The organism is Crossiella sp. S99.2 (assembly GCF_023094165.1).
Lineage (GTDB): Bacteria > Actinomycetota > Actinomycetes > Mycobacteriales > Pseudonocardiaceae > Crossiella.
The window spans coordinates 596681-611954 of the sequence record NZ_JALMDK010000006.1 but is presented as its reverse complement, the minus strand read 5'-3'; the positions used below and the strand labels follow the sequence as shown (position 1 = coordinate 611954).

Here is a 15274-nt window from a genome sequence, read left to right as displayed (position 1 = left end):
CGGCACCGCCCGCACCGTGGGGGTCCGGGGGCTCGGGCCCCCGGGTTCAATGACGAAAACGCGAAACCCCCCTCTCAAGCGAAGCGAGAGAGGGGGGTCCCAGAGCGGGTGAGTGACGGGACTTGAACCCGCGACATCTCGGACCACAACCGAGTGCTCTACCAGCTGAGCTACACCCACCATGTGCTGCTCACCGTTGCCGGTGAGCGGTACGGAGACATACTAGCGTGCCGGTGCCACAAGATTCTAATCGGCTGTCTTCTTGGGGCGTTGGGCCTGGAGAGCGCGGGCGGCGGCGTGGGTTTGCTCGGTGGTCGGGCCGGGCTGGGGGACGAAGACGGTGCGGCGGTAGTAGGCGAGTTCGGTGATCGACTCGCGGATGTCGGCGAGGGCGCGGTGGGCCAGGCCCTTGGCAGGCTGGCCGTAGTAGACCTTCGGGTACCAGCGCCGGGCGAGTTCCTTGATGCTGGAGACGTCCACCATGCGGTAGTGCAGGTGGGCGTCGAGCAGGTGCATGTCCCTGGCGATGAAGCCGCGGTCGGTGGCGATGGAGTTGCCCGCCAGCGGCGCGGAGCGCATCTCGGGCACGTACTCCTTGATGTAGTCCAGCACCTGGCGCTCGGCCTCGGCCAGGGTCACCGTGGAGCGCCGGACCTCTTCGGTGAGGCCGGAGCGGGCGTGCATATCGCGCACGACGTCCGGCATGCTGTCCAGCACCTCGTCGGCGGCGTGGATCACGATGTCCACCCCGTCACCGAGGATGTTGAGGTCCGCGTCGGTGACCAAAGCGGCAATCTCGATGAGGGCGTCCTTGCTGAGGTCCAGCCCGGTCATCTCACAGTCGATCCACACTAGACGGTCTGTCACCCGGGTGAGCCTATCCCGCGACGGCGCGTCACACTCCCGTGGCGCACAGCAGGTCGGCGGCCTTTTTCCGTCTTACCCTCGTTCGGCGGGCACGGCGCCCGTCTGGAGGAGGTCGGGATGGCCGAGCAGGCACGGGAGATCGCCGCCGGGTACGCCTCGGACGGCGCCGCGCTCGAACTGGGTGCGGTGGTCATCAGCGACACCGCGGACCCCGAAGCACGCGTCCGCCTCCCCCTCGCCACCCTCAACCGCCACGGCCTGGTGGCAGGCGCGACCGGCACCGGCAAAACCAAAACCCTCCAGCTCATCGCCGAACAACTCTCCGCCGCCGGCGTCCCGGTCCTCATGGCCGACATCAAGGGCGACCTCTCCGGCCTGGCCAGACTGGGCGAGACCAGCGACAAACTCGCCAAACGCGCCACCGAACTCGCCGACGACTGGCAGCCCACGGCCTGCCCGGTCCAGTTCCTCTCCATCGGCTCCGGCGGCCTCGGCGTCCCGGTCCGCGCCACCATCACCGGCTTCGGCCCCATCCTGCTGAGCAAGGTCCTCGGCCTCAACGAGACCCAGGAATCCACCCTCGGCCTGATCTTCCACTGGGCCGACTCCCAGGGCCTGGCGCTGCTCGACATCAAGGACTTGCGTTCGGTCATCCAGCACCTGACCAGCGACGAAGGCAAGGCGGACCTCTCCGGCATCGGCGGTGTCTCCAGCTCGACCGCCGGGGTGATCCTGCGTGCCCTGGTGAATCTGGAATCCCAGGGCGGCGACACCTTCTTCGGCGAACCCGAACTCGACGTCGCCGACCTGATGCGCCAGGCCGACGGCCGCGCGGTGATCAACCTGCTCGAAATCGGCGACCAGCAGACCAAGCCCGCCCTGTGCTCCACCTTCCTCATGTGGCTGCTCGCCGAACTCTTCGAGCACCTGCCCGAAGAGGGCGACCTGGACAAACCCAAGCTGGTGTTCTTCTTCGACGAGGCGCACCTGCTCTTCGACGGCGCGTCCAAGGCGTTCGTGGAGCGGATCACCCAGACGGTCAAACTGATCCGGTCCAAGGGTGTCGGCGTGTTCTTCTGCACCCAGCTGCCCACCGACCTGCCCAACCCGGTGCTCTCCCAGCTCGGCGCGCGCATCCAGCACGCCCTGCGCGCCTTCACCCCCGACGACGCCAAGGCCCTGGCCCAGACGGTCAAGACCTACCCGCGCACCGCGCACTACGAGCTGGGCGAGGCGCTGACCTCGCTCGGTATCGGCGAGGCCATCGTCACCGTGCTTTCTGAGCGCGGCGCGCCCACCCCGGTGGCCTGGACCCGGCTGCGCCCGCCGCGCTCGCTGATGGACACCATCGGCCCGGAGGCGATCGCCCAGGCGGCCAGGGACAGCGAGCTGCACGCCCGCTACGCCGAGACCATCGACCGCGAATCCGCCTACGAGAAGCTCACCGCCAAGGTCTCCGGCACCGAGCAGGCCGAGCCGCCCCAGGAACAGCCCAGGGCAGAACCGCCAGCGAAGGCCGAACCCGGCCTGGTCGAGCAGGTGCTCGGCAACTCCGCGGTGAAGTCCTTCCTGCGCTCGGCCGCCAGCGCGCTGGGCCGGGAGATCACCCGAGGGATGTTCGGGACCGCCCGGCGCCGCCGCTAGCCGCGCTCCAGGAACGGGGTGAGCAGTTCCGGCACGGCCGCCTCGGCCAGTTCCAGCCCGTCGGTCTGGTCCACGTACTGCACCTCGTACACCCCGCCGGAGGTGGCGCTGGTCGCGCCGACGGTGAGCATGTGCGCGCGCCGCTGCAGGATGCTCTGCCTGATCCGCCAGCCGATGATGCCGGTGCGCTGCAGCACCACGGTGTTGCGCAGCACCGAACCGGACCGGCTCACCAGGTACTTCTCGGTCAGCGCGTGGCCGAGGTTGCGGTACTCGTCCCAGCTGATCAGCAGCACCACCGGGATCAGCGCCAGCGCGGCCTGCCACGGCCAGTCCGGGAAGATGCCCTGCCAGGCCAGCACGGCCAGCCCGCCGATGATCACCGGCAGCACCACGAAGTCCCACAGCATCAACCGGCGCAGCGCGGCCCTGGGGTGCTTGCGCAGCGGGGTGGCGGTCGGCGCCGGGTCGACCCGCAGGATCTCGGCGACCACCCGGTGCGCCTCGGCGACCGGGGCCGGCGGCAGCAGCATGCCGCTGTCCTGACCGGTGCCCAGCCCGGTGGCCACCGCCTTCACCGTGGCGCCCTTGACCTGGCGCAGCAGCAGCTGCTCGTGCAGCTCCACGCCCTTGATCCGCTTCTCCTCGATGGTCACCGAGCGCAGCGTGAGCAGGCCGTAGGCCACGTGCACGGTGCCGTCGTCGCGGCGGGTCAGCTTGTAGTTCCAGTACGAGAGCACGTAGACGACCAGCGAGCCGAGCACGGCCAGCACCAGCAGCACACCCAGCGCGAGCGCGATGACCAGCGCGATCGGGGTGTGCCGGATCCAGCCCAGCAGCGCCTCGGAAGCGGGCAGGTGCGCCACGTCGATGTTGAGGGTGCGGGCCAGCCAGGCCCCGGCCGCGCCGAGCGCGCCGACCGCGATCAGGCCGAACAGGGTGAACGGGGCGAAGCGCAGCCACTTCGGGTCGAGCTTGGTCAGCACCCGCTCGGAGTCCGCGGCCGCGGACTCGGGTTCGGCGGACTCGGCGACCGAACCGTCCGGGCGCACCGGCGGCAGCCCCTCGGTGCTGGTCACCGGTGCGGGCAGCCTGCGCAGCAGCAGCGCGCGCAGCCGGTCCGCCTCGGCGTGGTCGATCGCGTCCAGGGACAGCTCGTCCTCGGTGCCCTGGTCCTGACGGCCGGTGCCGATCTTGACCACGGAGAGTCCGAAGATCCGGTGGAAGACGTCCGCGGTGGCGTCCACGGTGCGCAGCCGGTCCCTGGCCACCGAGCGTTCCTTCTTGAAGACCAGGCCGGTGTGCAGCTCCACGTGGGTGGAGGTGACCCGGTAGCGGGTGGTGTACCAGCGCAGCACGCCGAAGACGATCAGCGCCACCGCGGCGGTGATGCCGATGCCCATCTCGATCCAGCTCAGCCCGGAGAACCCGCGCACCACCAGCAGCAGGAAGGCCACCCCGAGCAGGCCGGCGATCTCGGAGAGCGGGGCGACCACCACGGTCCGCTTGTGCAGCCGCTGCCAGTCCTGCTCCACCACCACCGCGTCCGGGGCCTCCGGCGCGACCGCGAAGCCGTCCACTTCGGACGGACGTGCCTCCTGGCTCATGTCGCGTCACCCTGGGTGGCCTCGGTGATCGCGGTGAGCCGGTCGACCAGCGCGGCGGCCACGTCCTTGTCCAGGCCGACGATCTTGAGCGCGCCCGCGGCCGAGGCGGTGGTCACGGTGACCGTGGACAGCCCGAGCGCGCGCTGCAGCGGGCCGCGTTCGGTGTCCACCGTCTGCACCCGGGACAGCGGCGCGATCCGCCACTCCCTGGTGATCCAGCCGGTCTGGGTGTAGACGGCCTGGTCGGTGGTCTCCCAGCGGTGCCAGCGGTAGCGCACCCGCGGCCCGACGATCAGGTCCAGGACCGCCCAGACCACGATGACCACCGCGGCCAGCGACCACCAGATGGTCGCGCCCCAGATCAGGTAGGACACCAGCAGGGCGATGAGGGCGAACACCCAGAGGATGACGCTCTGCAGCGCCCACCAGGTCTTGGCCTGCGGGCTGACCTGGTTGGCCGGCTCGCGCAGCCGCAGCTGCAGGCGATCAGGGGTGTTCGGAGTTGATGCCACGTTCACAGGGGCAACTGTGCCCCAGTTGGCAGGGCGATGCCATGCGTTGCGCGGCGAGCCCGACTTTGGACAAGCGGGCGCCGACTTTCGTGAGGCGCGGCAGGGTGGTGCTCATCGGGGGATCACCCTGCCGCGCCGACCGGCCGGTCCGCCGAGCCTCGGGGGGCAACGACTCGGCCTAGCCGGACCGACCGGAGTTCTTGATCAACTACCAGTCTGCCCGGTGTGCCCGGGGTCACCACGCGCGGGGGTGGGTCAGCCCGGCCGGGGCAGCTCGCGCTTGAGCACCTTGCCGGTGGCGTTGCGCGGCAAGGCTTCCAGGAACACCACGTCGCGGGGCACGCAGTGCCGGGCCAGGTTGGCCTTAACTAGGTCCTGCACTCCGGCGGCGTCCAGCTCGGCCTGCTCGTCGAGCACCACATAGGCGGCCAGCCGCTGGCCGAACTCCCGGTCCGGCACGCCCAGCACGGCCACCTCGCGCACCTGCGGCTGCCGGGCGAGCAGGTCCTCGACCTCGCGCGGGTACACGTTCTCGCCGCCGGAGACGATCATGTCGTCGTCCCGGCCGGCGACGAACAACCGGCCTGCCGGGTCCAGGTAGCCCACGTCGCCGGTGCTCATCATGCCGTCGTGGACCTCCTTGGACTTGCCGTTGGTATAGCCGTCGAAGAGCAGCCCGTTGGCCACGAAGATCCGGCCGGTTCCGCCGGGCGGCACCGGTTCGCCCGCCTCGTCCAGGATGGCCAGCCGGGTGCCCAGTGGCGGCCTGCCCGCGGTGGCCGGCGCGGCGTCCAGCTCGGCCGGGGTGGCCACGCTGACCCAGGAGACCTCGGTGGAGCCGTAGAGGTTGTAGAGCACCGGTCCGAACTCGCGCTGGAACTCCACCGCCAGCGCGCCGGGCAGGGTGGAGCCGCTGGAGGCCACGATCTTCAACTCGGCCGGGTGGTGCTCGCGCAGCACCTCGCGGGGCAGTTCCAGGATGCGTTGCAGCATCACCGGAACCGCGAACAGCACCGCGCACCGGTGCCGGACCAGTGCCTGCACAGTGGACTTCGGGTCGAACCGGCGTTGCAGCACCAGCGGGCTGCCCAGCAGCATGCCCAGCTGCAACGCGGCCAGTCCCCAGGTGTGGAACAGCGGCGCGGCCACCAGCACCCGCTGGCCGTAGCGCAGCGGGATCTTGGACAGCAGGGTGGAGGCGGTGAACAGCCCGTGCACCTCGGGCCGCCGGGCGCCCTTGGGCGTGCCGGTGGTGCCGGAGGTCAGCACGATGACCCGCCCGTGCGCCGAGGGCGCCGGGAGTTCGGTGGCGGGGGAGGCGGCGATCAGCGATTCCACCGTCTCGCTGCGGGTTTTCTCATCCGGCCAGGCGGTCACCCGGCGCACCCCGCGCGGGGCCTTGGCCAGCAGCGGCCGGAACTCCGCGTCGGCCACCACCAGGGTGATCTCCTCATCCCGCAGCACCGCGCCGATCTGGGCCGCGGACGCGCCGGTGTTGAGCAGCACCAGGTGCGCGCCGAGTTTGCCCGCGGCCACCATGGACTCGATCAGGCCGCGGTGGTTGCGGCAGAGCACGGCCAGGGTGTCGCCGGTGCGCAGGCCGAGTCCGGCCAGGCCGTGCGCCAGCCGGGTGCTGCGGGTATCCACCTCGGCCCAGGTCAGGGTGCCCAGCTCGTCGATGATGGCCGGGGCGTCCGGGTGCCTGCCCGCGCCGACCGCGTAGCCGCCGGGCAGGGTCAGCGACCAGCGGCGCAGGGCCTGGGCCATGGTGTAGAGCCGGTCAGGGCGGATCGGCATGACAAGTCCGGTGCGGGCCAGCACGAGCAGTCCGAGCAGGCTGACGCCGCATTGACCGAGTAGTCGGCGGGCGGTGGCGACCACGGTGGTCACGCTCAACTCCTTCGGCGGGGGATCAGACCGCTCCCAGCCGGTAGACCAGGCTCATCACCCGGTCCACCGCCTTGGGGGCGAGGGCGTAGGCGGTGGCGAAGGCGGTGCCCAGCGGCAGGGTCACCCTGGTGGGGCGCCTGGTCAGCGCGGTGAGCACCAGTTCGGCGGCGCGTTGCGGGGAGGCCGCGGGCAGTCGCCGGTAGACCTTGGTCGGTTCGATCATCGGGGTGCGCACCAGCGGCATGTGCACGGTGGTGAAGGTGATCCCGTTGCCGTGCGCCTCCGCGCTGGCCACCCTGGTGAAGGCGTCCAGCGCGGCCTTGGAGGCCAGGTAGGCGGCGAAGCGCGGGGTGCCGACCTGGGTGCCCTGGGTGGAGATGTTGACGATGTGGCCGAAGCGGCGCCGGGTCATGTGCGGCAGCAGGCCGAGGATGAGCCGGACCGGGGCGTGGTAGTTGATCGCCATGGTGCGCTCGAAGTCGTGCTGCCGGTCGGTGGAGCGCAACAGTGAGCGGCGGATGGACCGGCCGGCGTTGTTGACCAGCATGTCCACCGCCTCGTGCTGGGCCAGCACGTCCTTGAGCATGGCCCGCACGGCTTCGGGATCGGTGAGGTCGCAGGGGTAGGCGTAGGCGCCGCCGCCGGCGGCGATGATCTCCGCGCGCACCTCGGCCAGCTCCTCGGCGCGCCGGGCCACCAGCAGCGGGATCCCGCCGTGCCGGGCCACCTCAAGGGCGGTGGCCCGGCCGATGCCGGAGGAGGCGCCGGTGACCATCACGGTGCGCCCGCCCAGCTCGCCCCCGGACCGGGGACGGCGGGCCCGGTCCGGGTCGAGGTGCTCGGACCAGTAACGCCACAGTGTGTCCGCGTACTCACGCAGCTCGGGCACCCGCAGCCCGCTGCCGGCCAGCGCGCCCTGGGTGGCGCCGGAGTCGAAGGTGGCGGTCAGGGTCAGGTGCGGCAGCGCCGCCGCGGGCACGCCGAGCCACTCGAACAGCAGCGTGGAGCCAGGGACGCGGTCCGCGGTGCGACTGAGTGCGCGCAGACCTCGGTCGCTGAGCGCGCGCAGTGGCGCGGAGGCGGTGTGCGGCAAGGAGAACGCCATCGTTGGCGCGCCCGCGGCCGCGGCGAAGGCGTTGTAGACCTCGGTGACCGGCTGCGGGCGCGGGGAGGTCAGGTGGAAGGTCCGGCCGGGCGGGTGCGCGGCGTGCGCGAGGTGGTCGATGGCGTCGGCCACGTAGTCCACCGGGACCACGTTGGTCGCGCCGATGTCCGCCCCGACCAGCGGCAACCGCTTGGGCAGCTTGGCCAGCCTGGCGAAGGTGGGGAAGAAGAAGTAGGGCCCGTCGATCTTGTCGATCTCGCCGGTCCGGGAGTCGCCGACCACCACCGCGGGCCGGTAGATCCGCCAGGGCACCGCGTGCTGGGAGCGCACGAGCTGCTCCGCGGCGAACTTGGTCGCGTGGTACGGCGAGGCGAAGTGCTGGCCGAGGTCGAAGTCCTCCTCGGTGAACACCCCGCGGTGCTCACCGGCCACCGCCACCGAGGACACGTGGTGCAGCCAGCGCACGCCGAGCTGTTCGGCCAGCTCGACCACGCGGCGGGTGCCGTCCACGTTGACCTCGGTGTTGTGCTCCTCGGAGGCGGTCAGGTCGTAGACCGCGCCCAGGTGCAGCAGGTGATCGACGCCGTCGGAGAGCCGCAGCAGGTCCGCGGCGCCCAGTCCCAGCCCGTCCTCGGCCAGGTCGCCGAGCACCGGCATGACCAGCTCGCGCCGCGGCCAGCGGGCCGCGATCCGCTCCAGCTTGTCCTGTGATGCCGGTCTGACCAGCACATATACCCGGTCGCAGGTGTCACGTGCCAGCAACCGGGCAACCAGCTGACTGCCCAGGAACCCGGTCGCCCCGGTAACGAAGTAGGTGCTCACCGCCACCTCCCTGGCGGTGATTCTGACACTACCTACTCGTGAGTAGCTAGTCCCAGTTGGACATTGGTCCGTTTCTGATCACACCCGGACTTCCAGCACCCGCCCCGTCCAAGCCTCCACCTGAACCGTTTCCACCGGCGTGAATCCAGCTCGCACGTAGTACTGCACGAGCGCTCCGCCACCACCCGACCAGCAGTCGACCCGAACCTTCGCCAGCCCCAGTCCCGCGGCCTCCTCGCGTGCGTCGGCCAGCAACGCCGCCCCAGCCCCACGGCCCTCCGCCGCCCGCCGGCCGACCAGTCCCATCACGTACAACTCGGGCTCAGTGGCAGGCGAAACGTAAGCCGGCGCCGGCCCGACCGAACTCATCGCGACCACAAGCCCATCCCGCTCGGCGACCCGCAACGCACCCGCTTCGCCCCAGCTCCGCACCTGCTGCACCCGTTGCGGGATGGCGGAGAACGGCGCCGTGCCCCATTGCCCCGTGTTGCCGCGTTCGGTCAGCCAGCGCACCGCGTCGTCGAAGAGCGCGAGCATGGTGTCCGCGTCCCTGACCGTGCCGCGCCGCACGGTCAGTCGCCCCCTGGTCTCTGACATCACTACTCCGTAGTCACCGCCGCGTAGATGGCCGCCTCCCGCAGGGCAGCCCTCAATCGTCCTACCTCCAGGGGTTCGAGCACAGCGGCTTCGCCAGGCGGCGCGACGATCACGACCGAGCCCTGCTTGACGAACACGGTCAGCTCACGCCGCCGTCCAGCCACGTCTCGGCACCACACCTGCCACTCCCGTCGGACAACCACGGCCCCCGACCTCCAGCCTTGCCGTCTCACGTCCAAGGACGCTCGCGGAACCGGGACGTCTCGGGTTGCGCTTCGTGACGCACGTTCGCGCAGGTTTTCCGTTTCGTTGGTCCACTTGACCGATGGAGGTATCGACAGTGTGACGCTGCACGCTCATTCTTGGTTCCCATGCGAACCCGAACGCTACTCACGTTCGTGCTGGTCCTGGGCGTCACGGCCCTGCTGACCCCGGTGGCCCAGGCCCAGCAGCAGTTCCCCAGGGTCGCCAGCCACAACGTCTTCCTGTTCTCCAAACTCATCTACCCCAACTGGGGCCAGGACCACCGCGCGGACCTGATCGACTCCCAGGGCGTCCTGGCCAACCAGGACGTGGTGGTCCTGCAGGAAGCCTTCGACAACGCCGCCTCCGACCGCCTGTTCGCCAACCTGTCCGACAGCTACCCCCACCGAACCCCGGTGGTAGGCCGGAGCAAGGCAGGCTGGGACGTGACCCGGGGCGACTACACCGACCTGTACCCCGAGGACGGCGGCGTGGCCATCCTCAGCCGCTGGCCCATCGCCGAGCGGGTCCAGCACGTCTACAAACCCAAATGCGGCACGGACAGCTTCTCCGCCAAGGGCTTCGCCTACACCAGGATCAACTCCCCCAGCGGACCCCTGCATGTCCTCGGCACGCACCTCCAGGCCGACGACGGCGGCTGCAACGGCAAGGCCCCGGCCATTCGCGCGGGTCAGCTGGCCGAACTGGCCGCCTACGTCCGGGAGCGCAACATCCCGGCGAGTGAACCGGTGATCGTGGCCGGGGACCTCAACGTCAACCTGGGCACCCCCGAGTACACCGCCGCCCTGGGCACGCTGAACGCCCGCGACCCGGAACGGCACACCGGTCACCCGTACTCCTACGACCCGCAGACGAACTCGATCGCCAAGAACCGCGACGCCGCCGGCCCCCGTCAGCGCCTGGACTACATCCTGCTGCTGAACGGCCACGCGGGCCCCGCCACCTGGATCAACGAAACCCGCGAACTCCACTCCCCGCAATGGACAGTCGAATCCTGGGGCAAGAAGGAAACCTACAACGACTACTCCGACCACTACCCGATCTACGCCACCACCGGCTGACCCCCGGCGGACCACCGTCGGTCGACTTGGCCAAACTCGTACGCCCACTTGGGCCAACTACCCGTACGAGTTTGGCCAACTCGACTTTTGGGGGCACCCGACTGAGTGGTCTCTGGGGGCTGGGCTTGCCGGTCCGGTGCGGTCGCTGTATTCCTGCCAGCACCCCGACCCCGCGGGCACCACCACACCTCCTGCCGCAAGGACACGGAATGTCCTCCTCTGATCTGGCGCGCCGGGCTTTCCTTGCCCGCATTGGCGTCCTGGGCGCGGTCACCGGAGCGGGGGTGCTGCTGCCCCCCGCCTTGGCCGCGGCCCCCACCGCCACTGCCGCCCCGCCACTGCCTATCCTCGTCGACCTGCTTCGCCCCATCCTCGCCGAACTCGCCAGGGACACCCTCAACGGTCTGACCACCTTCGTGGTCCCCGGCCCGGACAGCTACTCCCGCGCCCAGGGCACCCCGGTGTCGAGCCCCGGTGCGCTGGAAATGGGCGCGACCGACTTCATGATCGAGGCACTCGATCACTTCGTGCCCTTCCCTGACCAGCTCGCGAAGCCGCTCTCGATGGCCTTTGTCACCGCGCTCGCCGACACCGGCAGCAAGCTCCCGGACAGCCTGCTCGGGCTGATCGACCTTCAAGTGTCCACAGTGGACAAAGCGCTGGCGATCGTGCTGCAGAACGACGAGTCGCTGCCGCTCTCGCTGGTGATCGCGCTGCTGCTCAACCTGCTCGCGACGCAGGTGAACCCGTTGGCGCTCAACGGACTTTTCCTCTCCCCGTTCGCCAGGCTGTCCTTCGCGGACAAGGCTCGGGCGTTCGAGTTGCTGGAGGGGCCGGACGCCGATCTGGTCGCGTTGCTGGACGGGAATCTGCCGCAGCCGTTGCGGGGCAGTGTTTCCGGGCTGTTGAAGTTCGTGGGTGGAGCCCTGCTGGAGTTCCCGGCCTTCGGCGCGTTCTCCGAGTGGAAGGTCTTCGACAAGAAGACGCGCAAGCTCAAGTCCCGGCCACCGGGCTGGCAGCTGACCGGGTACCAGCCTGCCGGTCCGGTTGAGGGCTGGGACGACTTCCGTGGCTACTACCAGGGCCGAACCTCGGTGGAGGACTGATGCGCGACGTCATCGTGATCGGCGCCGGTGGCGGTGGACCGGTCGTGGCCGCCGAGCTGGCCGGGCGTGGCCTGGACGTGCTGCTGCTGGAAGCCGGGCCCCGGCACGCCAAACCGCGAGAAGAGTGGACGCACTTCGAGAACGACGCCAACAACCCGCTCACCGGCTACCTGCGCTTCGGCCCGCAAGCCAGGGACAAGCCCGCCTGGTTCCGGGAAACCCCGCAGAACTCCTTCCTCTGGCAGCTCTCCGGCGTCGGCGGCACCACCCAGCACTACTACGGCAACTGCCCGCGCGCCTACCCCGGCGTGTTCGCCGGTTACGACGGCGCGGACGCGGCCAACTACGACGTCGAGCACCGATTTCCGTTCGGCTACAAGGATCTCGTGCCCTACTACGAGTGGGTCGAGGCCACCCTGCCGGTGCAGACCGCGGCCATGGGGCTCAAGGAGGAGACCTTCTTCCGCGGCTGCGAGACCATGAACATCCCGGTGCAGAAGACCAAAACCACCCTGGGCGCCTCCTACCGGCCGCAGGAGAACGCGATCCTGCAACCCGGGGGCACCGCGGGCCGGACCACCGACGCGTCGAAGCTGACCTTCCCGATGGCCACTGGCTGCACCTTCTGCGGCTACTGCTTCCAGGGCTGCATGCAGCCCGCGCGGGCCCCGCGCAACCAGTTCGCCAAGCGCTCCACCGACAACAGCTACGTCCCGCTGGCCATCACCGCCCCCGCGGTCCGGCCCTCGGCCAAGGCCGCGACGCTGATCGCGGACGCCTTCGTCACCAAGGTGCGCACCGAACGCCGGGGCTCCGCGCTCACCGCCACCGGCGTCACCTGGCGCACCGGCAAGGGCCAGGAACATCGCGAGGACGCCAAGGTCGTGGTGCTGGCGGCCGGGTGCACCGAAACCCCGCGGTTGTGGCTCAACAGCGGGCTGCCCAACCCCAACGGCTGGGTTGGCCGCGGCTACACCGACCACCATTTCGACTGGGTTATCGGGCAGTTCGACCGGGACACCGACTCCACCAAGGGCGTCGGCTCCTCCGCGCGCTGCGAGTTCCCCGGCTACGGCGGCCTGGAGAACGTCGGCCTGCCCCCGGCCCTGCAAGCCTTCAGCATGACCCTGAGCGACAGCGGCATCCGCGGTCGCTACGGCAACGGCCGCGGCGCCACCGGGCCGTGGGACGGACCGGCGGGCCGGCTCATCGGGCCGGAACTCAAGGAGGTCCTGGCCGGCGGGGTCAACCGGCTGCTCAACGTGCTGGTGATCACCGACGACGATGTGGAGGCGCAGAACCGGGTGGTGCCCTCGGTGCTGCCCGCCGACGAGCACGGGCCGATCGCCAAGGTCGAGTTCCGGCAGCGTCAGCGCACCGCCCGCACCCAGCGCAACCGCGAGTACCTGGCCAAACGCGCCACCCAGCTGCTCCGTGGCGCGGGCGCCAAGCGGGTGTTCCGGATCGACTGGGCGCCGCTGATCCTGCACGTGCAGTCCACCATGCGGATGGGCCTGTCCGAGCAGAACAGCGTCACCACCCCGACCGGGGAGTCCAGGGCCGTCCGCGGGCTCTACATCGCGGACAACTCGGCGCTGGCCAACGCACTCGGCGGGCCCAACCCGACGCTGACCACCCAGGCCGTGGCCACCCGCACCGCCGAGCACATCTTCCAGACCCACTTCGGCGGGTCCCCGTGGGTGCGCGCCGAAGCCCCGATCGTGTCCACCGACCACCGGATCAGCCAGGCGCTGGGCCGCCTCGGCCTGTGACCGCCCCCGGTCCACGGCCTGCCCAGGGCCGTGGACCGGGGTCACCCGGGGCACGTGGAAGACTGCACACCGTGACCGATGCGCCCGAGGCGTTGTGCCGCCAGGCCGCGGCCTACCTCCAGCACGACAAGCCCAAACGCGCCCTGGAAGCAGCCCGGCGCGCCGCTGAACTCAACCGCGACGACGAGGCCCCGCACCGCCTGGCCAGCCTCGCGCTGACCGAACTGGGCAGGCACCCGGAGGCGGTGGCCGCCGCCCGCGAGGCGGTCCGGCTGGCCCCGGCGGACTGGCGTGGCCAGATCGCGCTGGCCGAGGCGCTCGGCGCGGGCGGCGCCATGCTCGACCCGCAGCGACCCGAAGGCCACCAGGCGGTGGCCGCCGCCCGCCGCGCGGTGGAGCTGAACCCGGCCGAACCCCGCTGCTTCGAAGTGCTCGGCGACATCGCGCTGCGCGCCAAGCGCTGGGACATCGCCGAACAGGCCTACCAGGCCGCGCTCCGGCTCGACCCCGGCAACCAGCACGCCAAGCTCAACCTCGTCCTGGTGCGTGAGCGCGCCACCACCCCACCCGCGCCCACCGGCGGCCAGCTCCCCTCGGCCGAACCACCGCCGCCCCCGGCCAACGTGGTCGCCGCCGTGCTGTGGCCGACCGTGCGCACCCTGACGCTGGTACTCAGCCTCGGCTCGCTCGCGCTGATCATCGGCGGCCTGCCCGAGCCCGGCCGCGGCCACGCCTGGCTCGGCGTGCTGCTGCTGGCCGCGACCGGCATCCTGGCCGCCCGGCCGTGGCGCAGGCTGCCGTCCTCCGCGCGGTCGAAGCTGCTTCGAATCCTCGGAACCCAACCGCGGCTCGGACTGACCGTGTTCGCGCTCTCACTGGGTGTGCTGTGCCTGGTGATCTGGACCATTATCTCCTTGTTCCAGCCCGGTGACCTGCAACTTCCCGTGCTGACCTGTCTCAGCTGCGCGGTGGCGGCGGTGCTCGCCCGGCTGCGCCGCGGCTACTAAACGACGTAGTTTCGTTAGTGGGCTCATCCGTCGGAGGGACTATTCGGCGTTTGGGCTCATCCTGAAGCGGTTAAGTCGCATCGGGGACTGGTATCCGAGACAGACGACTTTGGTGCGAGGCTGGCCGATACTTGATCGTGCACCTCGACCATCAACTCACCGCCGGGAGGCGTGCGTGCGCCTGGCCCGTCAGCTGCCGACCCGATCCGGCCCCACGCGCGCCGCGGGGTCGTCCTTGCGGGCGAAGCTGATGACGCCGTCCACCAGCACGATCAAGGTCCAGATGATCAGCGGGGTGTGCAGTGCCTGGGTCCGGGCCGGGTCGCCGGTCAGCAGGATCGCGCCGCCCATCAGCGTGGCCAGCACCAGGTACATGCGCAGCAGCCGGAACCAGGCCCGCCGTTCCCGTTGGGAGCGCGGCAGTTCCCGCTCCACGTCCTGGAATACCGGCGCCTGCGCGCCGCGCTTGCGGGCGTACCTGGTCTGGAACCAGCGGTCCAGCTTGCCGATGTGCCGCTTGCCGTAGGCGAGGGAGTAACCGAGGTAGATCGCGGCCAGCGAGTGCGCCAGGTTCGCCGTCCCGCCGCTGAGCAGGTCCCAGCTCGCCACCGCCAGCAGCACCAGGTCCACCAGCGGCGTCAGCAGCAGGATCACGGTGGACAGTCGCGGCATCCGCAATCCGTAGCGCACGAACAGACCGGCGAACAGAACCGCCCAGAAGGCGAATTCGCAGGCGATGATGACAACGTACAACACGAGATTCTCTCCTGGTGCGCGGAAGGTTTGTGCTGCTTACCAGGCGATTCAAGCACGGCGGCGGTCAGGAGTGGCCGAAGTTGCGTCCAGGGGTGTATAAGCACGCGACCTGCGACGATCCGGACTGGTCAGCCGCACTGACTGGAGGATGACCTCCATATCACCCCCAGGTAGTCCTCCGGAGCTATTACCGGCAGTCCGCACTGGACGCGGCGGCGGCCGCATGGGAACGTTCTCGTGGCCGGGTTGTCCGGTATTGACCCC

13 protein-coding genes and 1 tRNA gene are annotated in these 15274 nt (G+C 70.3%); 5 read left to right on the top strand and 9 right to left on the bottom strand.

Features of this window, described 5'->3' with window-relative positions; translation table 11 throughout:
• Nucleotides 1-107 precede the first annotated feature (107 nt).
• Nucleotides 108-180 (bottom strand) — tRNA-His (locus MZC64_RS26025).
• A gap of 66 nt (nt 181-246) precedes the next feature.
• On the bottom strand, nt 247-867 hold the full coding sequence (gene orn, locus MZC64_RS26020) for an oligoribonuclease (RefSeq protein WP_247759013.1): 621 nt from the start codon (nt 865-867) through the stop codon (nt 247-249).
• A gap of 117 nt (nt 868-984) precedes the next feature.
• On the opposite strand from orn, the gene MZC64_RS26015 reads away from it, so the two are divergent.
• On the top strand, nt 985-2511 hold the full coding sequence (locus tag MZC64_RS26015) for a helicase HerA-like domain-containing protein (protein ID WP_247759014.1): 1527 nt from the start codon (nt 985-987) through the stop codon (nt 2509-2511).
• On the opposite strand, the gene MZC64_RS26010 is transcribed toward MZC64_RS26015, so the two are convergent.
• The 6 genes from MZC64_RS26010 to MZC64_RS25985 form a co-directional block, all read right to left on the bottom strand.
• Entirely contained in the window at nt 2508-4118 is a 1611-nt protein-coding gene (locus MZC64_RS26010; RefSeq protein ID WP_247759016.1) for a PH domain-containing protein, read from the bottom strand. The genes MZC64_RS26015 and MZC64_RS26010 overlap by 4 nt on opposite strands.
• Entirely contained in the window at nt 4115-4636 is a 522-nt protein-coding gene (locus MZC64_RS26005) for a PH domain-containing protein (protein WP_247759020.1), read from the bottom strand. The genes MZC64_RS26010 and MZC64_RS26005 overlap by 4 nt, the downstream gene beginning before the upstream one ends.
• A 249-nt stretch (nt 4637-4885) precedes the next feature.
• Nucleotides 4886-6520, bottom strand: coding sequence for an AMP-binding protein (locus MZC64_RS26000; RefSeq protein ID WP_247759021.1), 1635 nt, complete (start codon nt 6518-6520; stop codon nt 4886-4888).
• A 22-nt stretch (nt 6521-6542) separates the two neighbouring features.
• Nucleotides 6543-8447 (bottom strand): SDR family oxidoreductase, encoded by a 1905-nt coding sequence (locus MZC64_RS25995; protein ID WP_247759022.1) that lies wholly within the window; start codon nt 8445-8447, stop codon nt 6543-6545.
• Between the two features lie 78 nt (nt 8448-8525).
• Complete coding sequence (locus MZC64_RS25990; RefSeq protein ID WP_247759023.1) at nt 8526-9044, bottom strand: GNAT family N-acetyltransferase; 519 nt, start codon at nt 9042-9044, stop codon at nt 8526-8528.
• Between the two features lie 2 nt (nt 9045-9046).
• Nucleotides 9047-9247, bottom strand: coding sequence for a hypothetical protein (locus MZC64_RS25985; RefSeq protein WP_185002021.1), 201 nt, complete (start codon nt 9245-9247; stop codon nt 9047-9049).
• A gap of 168 nt (nt 9248-9415) precedes the next feature.
• Here MZC64_RS25985 and sph point away from each other — a divergent pair, with 168 nt between their 5' ends.
• The 4 genes from sph to MZC64_RS25955 all read left to right on the top strand — a co-directional run bounded on the left by sph (nt 9416) and on the right by MZC64_RS25955 (nt 14254).
• A complete protein-coding gene (sph, locus tag MZC64_RS25980) occupies nt 9416-10369 on the top strand; it encodes a sphingomyelin phosphodiesterase (protein ID WP_247759025.1) in 954 nt (317 codons plus the stop codon).
• A gap of 209 nt (nt 10370-10578) precedes the next feature.
• Nucleotides 10579-11475: a hypothetical protein gene (locus MZC64_RS25975; RefSeq protein WP_247759027.1), complete on the top strand. Its 897-nt coding sequence runs from the start codon at nt 10579-10581 to the stop codon at nt 11473-11475.
• Nucleotides 11475-13247, top strand: a complete 1773-nt coding sequence (locus tag MZC64_RS25970; RefSeq protein ID WP_247759030.1) for a GMC family oxidoreductase N-terminal domain-containing protein — start codon at nt 11475-11477, stop codon at nt 13245-13247. The genes MZC64_RS25975 and MZC64_RS25970 overlap by 1 nt, the downstream gene beginning before the upstream one ends.
• 71 nt (nt 13248-13318) lie before the next feature.
• Complete coding sequence (locus MZC64_RS25955) at nt 13319-14254, top strand: tetratricopeptide repeat protein (protein WP_308301072.1); 936 nt, start codon at nt 13319-13321, stop codon at nt 14252-14254.
• A 189-nt stretch (nt 14255-14443) separates the two neighbouring features.
• On the opposite strand, the gene MZC64_RS25950 is transcribed toward MZC64_RS25955, so the two are convergent.
• Entirely contained in the window at nt 14444-15010 is a 567-nt protein-coding gene (locus MZC64_RS25950) for a hypothetical protein (RefSeq protein WP_247759032.1), read from the bottom strand.
• Nucleotides 15011-15274 lie beyond the last annotated feature (264 nt).

What these genes read in the sequence shown, in the direction of transcription:
- MZC64_RS25990 (WP_247759023.1), bottom strand. Translation starts at nt 9,044, where the DNA reads ATGTCAGAGACCAGGGGGCGACTGACCGTGCGGCGCGGCACGGTCAGG.
- MZC64_RS25975 (WP_247759027.1), top strand. Translation starts at nt 10,579, where the DNA reads ATGTCCTCCTCTGATCTGGCGCGCCGGGCTTTCCTTGCCCGCATTGGC.
- MZC64_RS25970 (WP_247759030.1), top strand. Translation starts at nt 11,475, where the DNA reads ATGCGCGACGTCATCGTGATCGGCGCCGGTGGCGGTGGACCGGTCGTG.
- MZC64_RS26010 (WP_247759016.1), bottom strand. Translation starts at nt 4,118, where the DNA reads ATGAGCCAGGAGGCACGTCCGTCCGAAGTGGACGGCTTCGCGGTCGCG.
- sph (WP_247759025.1), top strand. Translation starts at nt 9,416, where the DNA reads ATGCGAACCCGAACGCTACTCACGTTCGTGCTGGTCCTGGGCGTCACG.
- MZC64_RS26015 (WP_247759014.1), top strand. Translation starts at nt 985, where the DNA reads ATGGCCGAGCAGGCACGGGAGATCGCCGCCGGGTACGCCTCGGACGGC.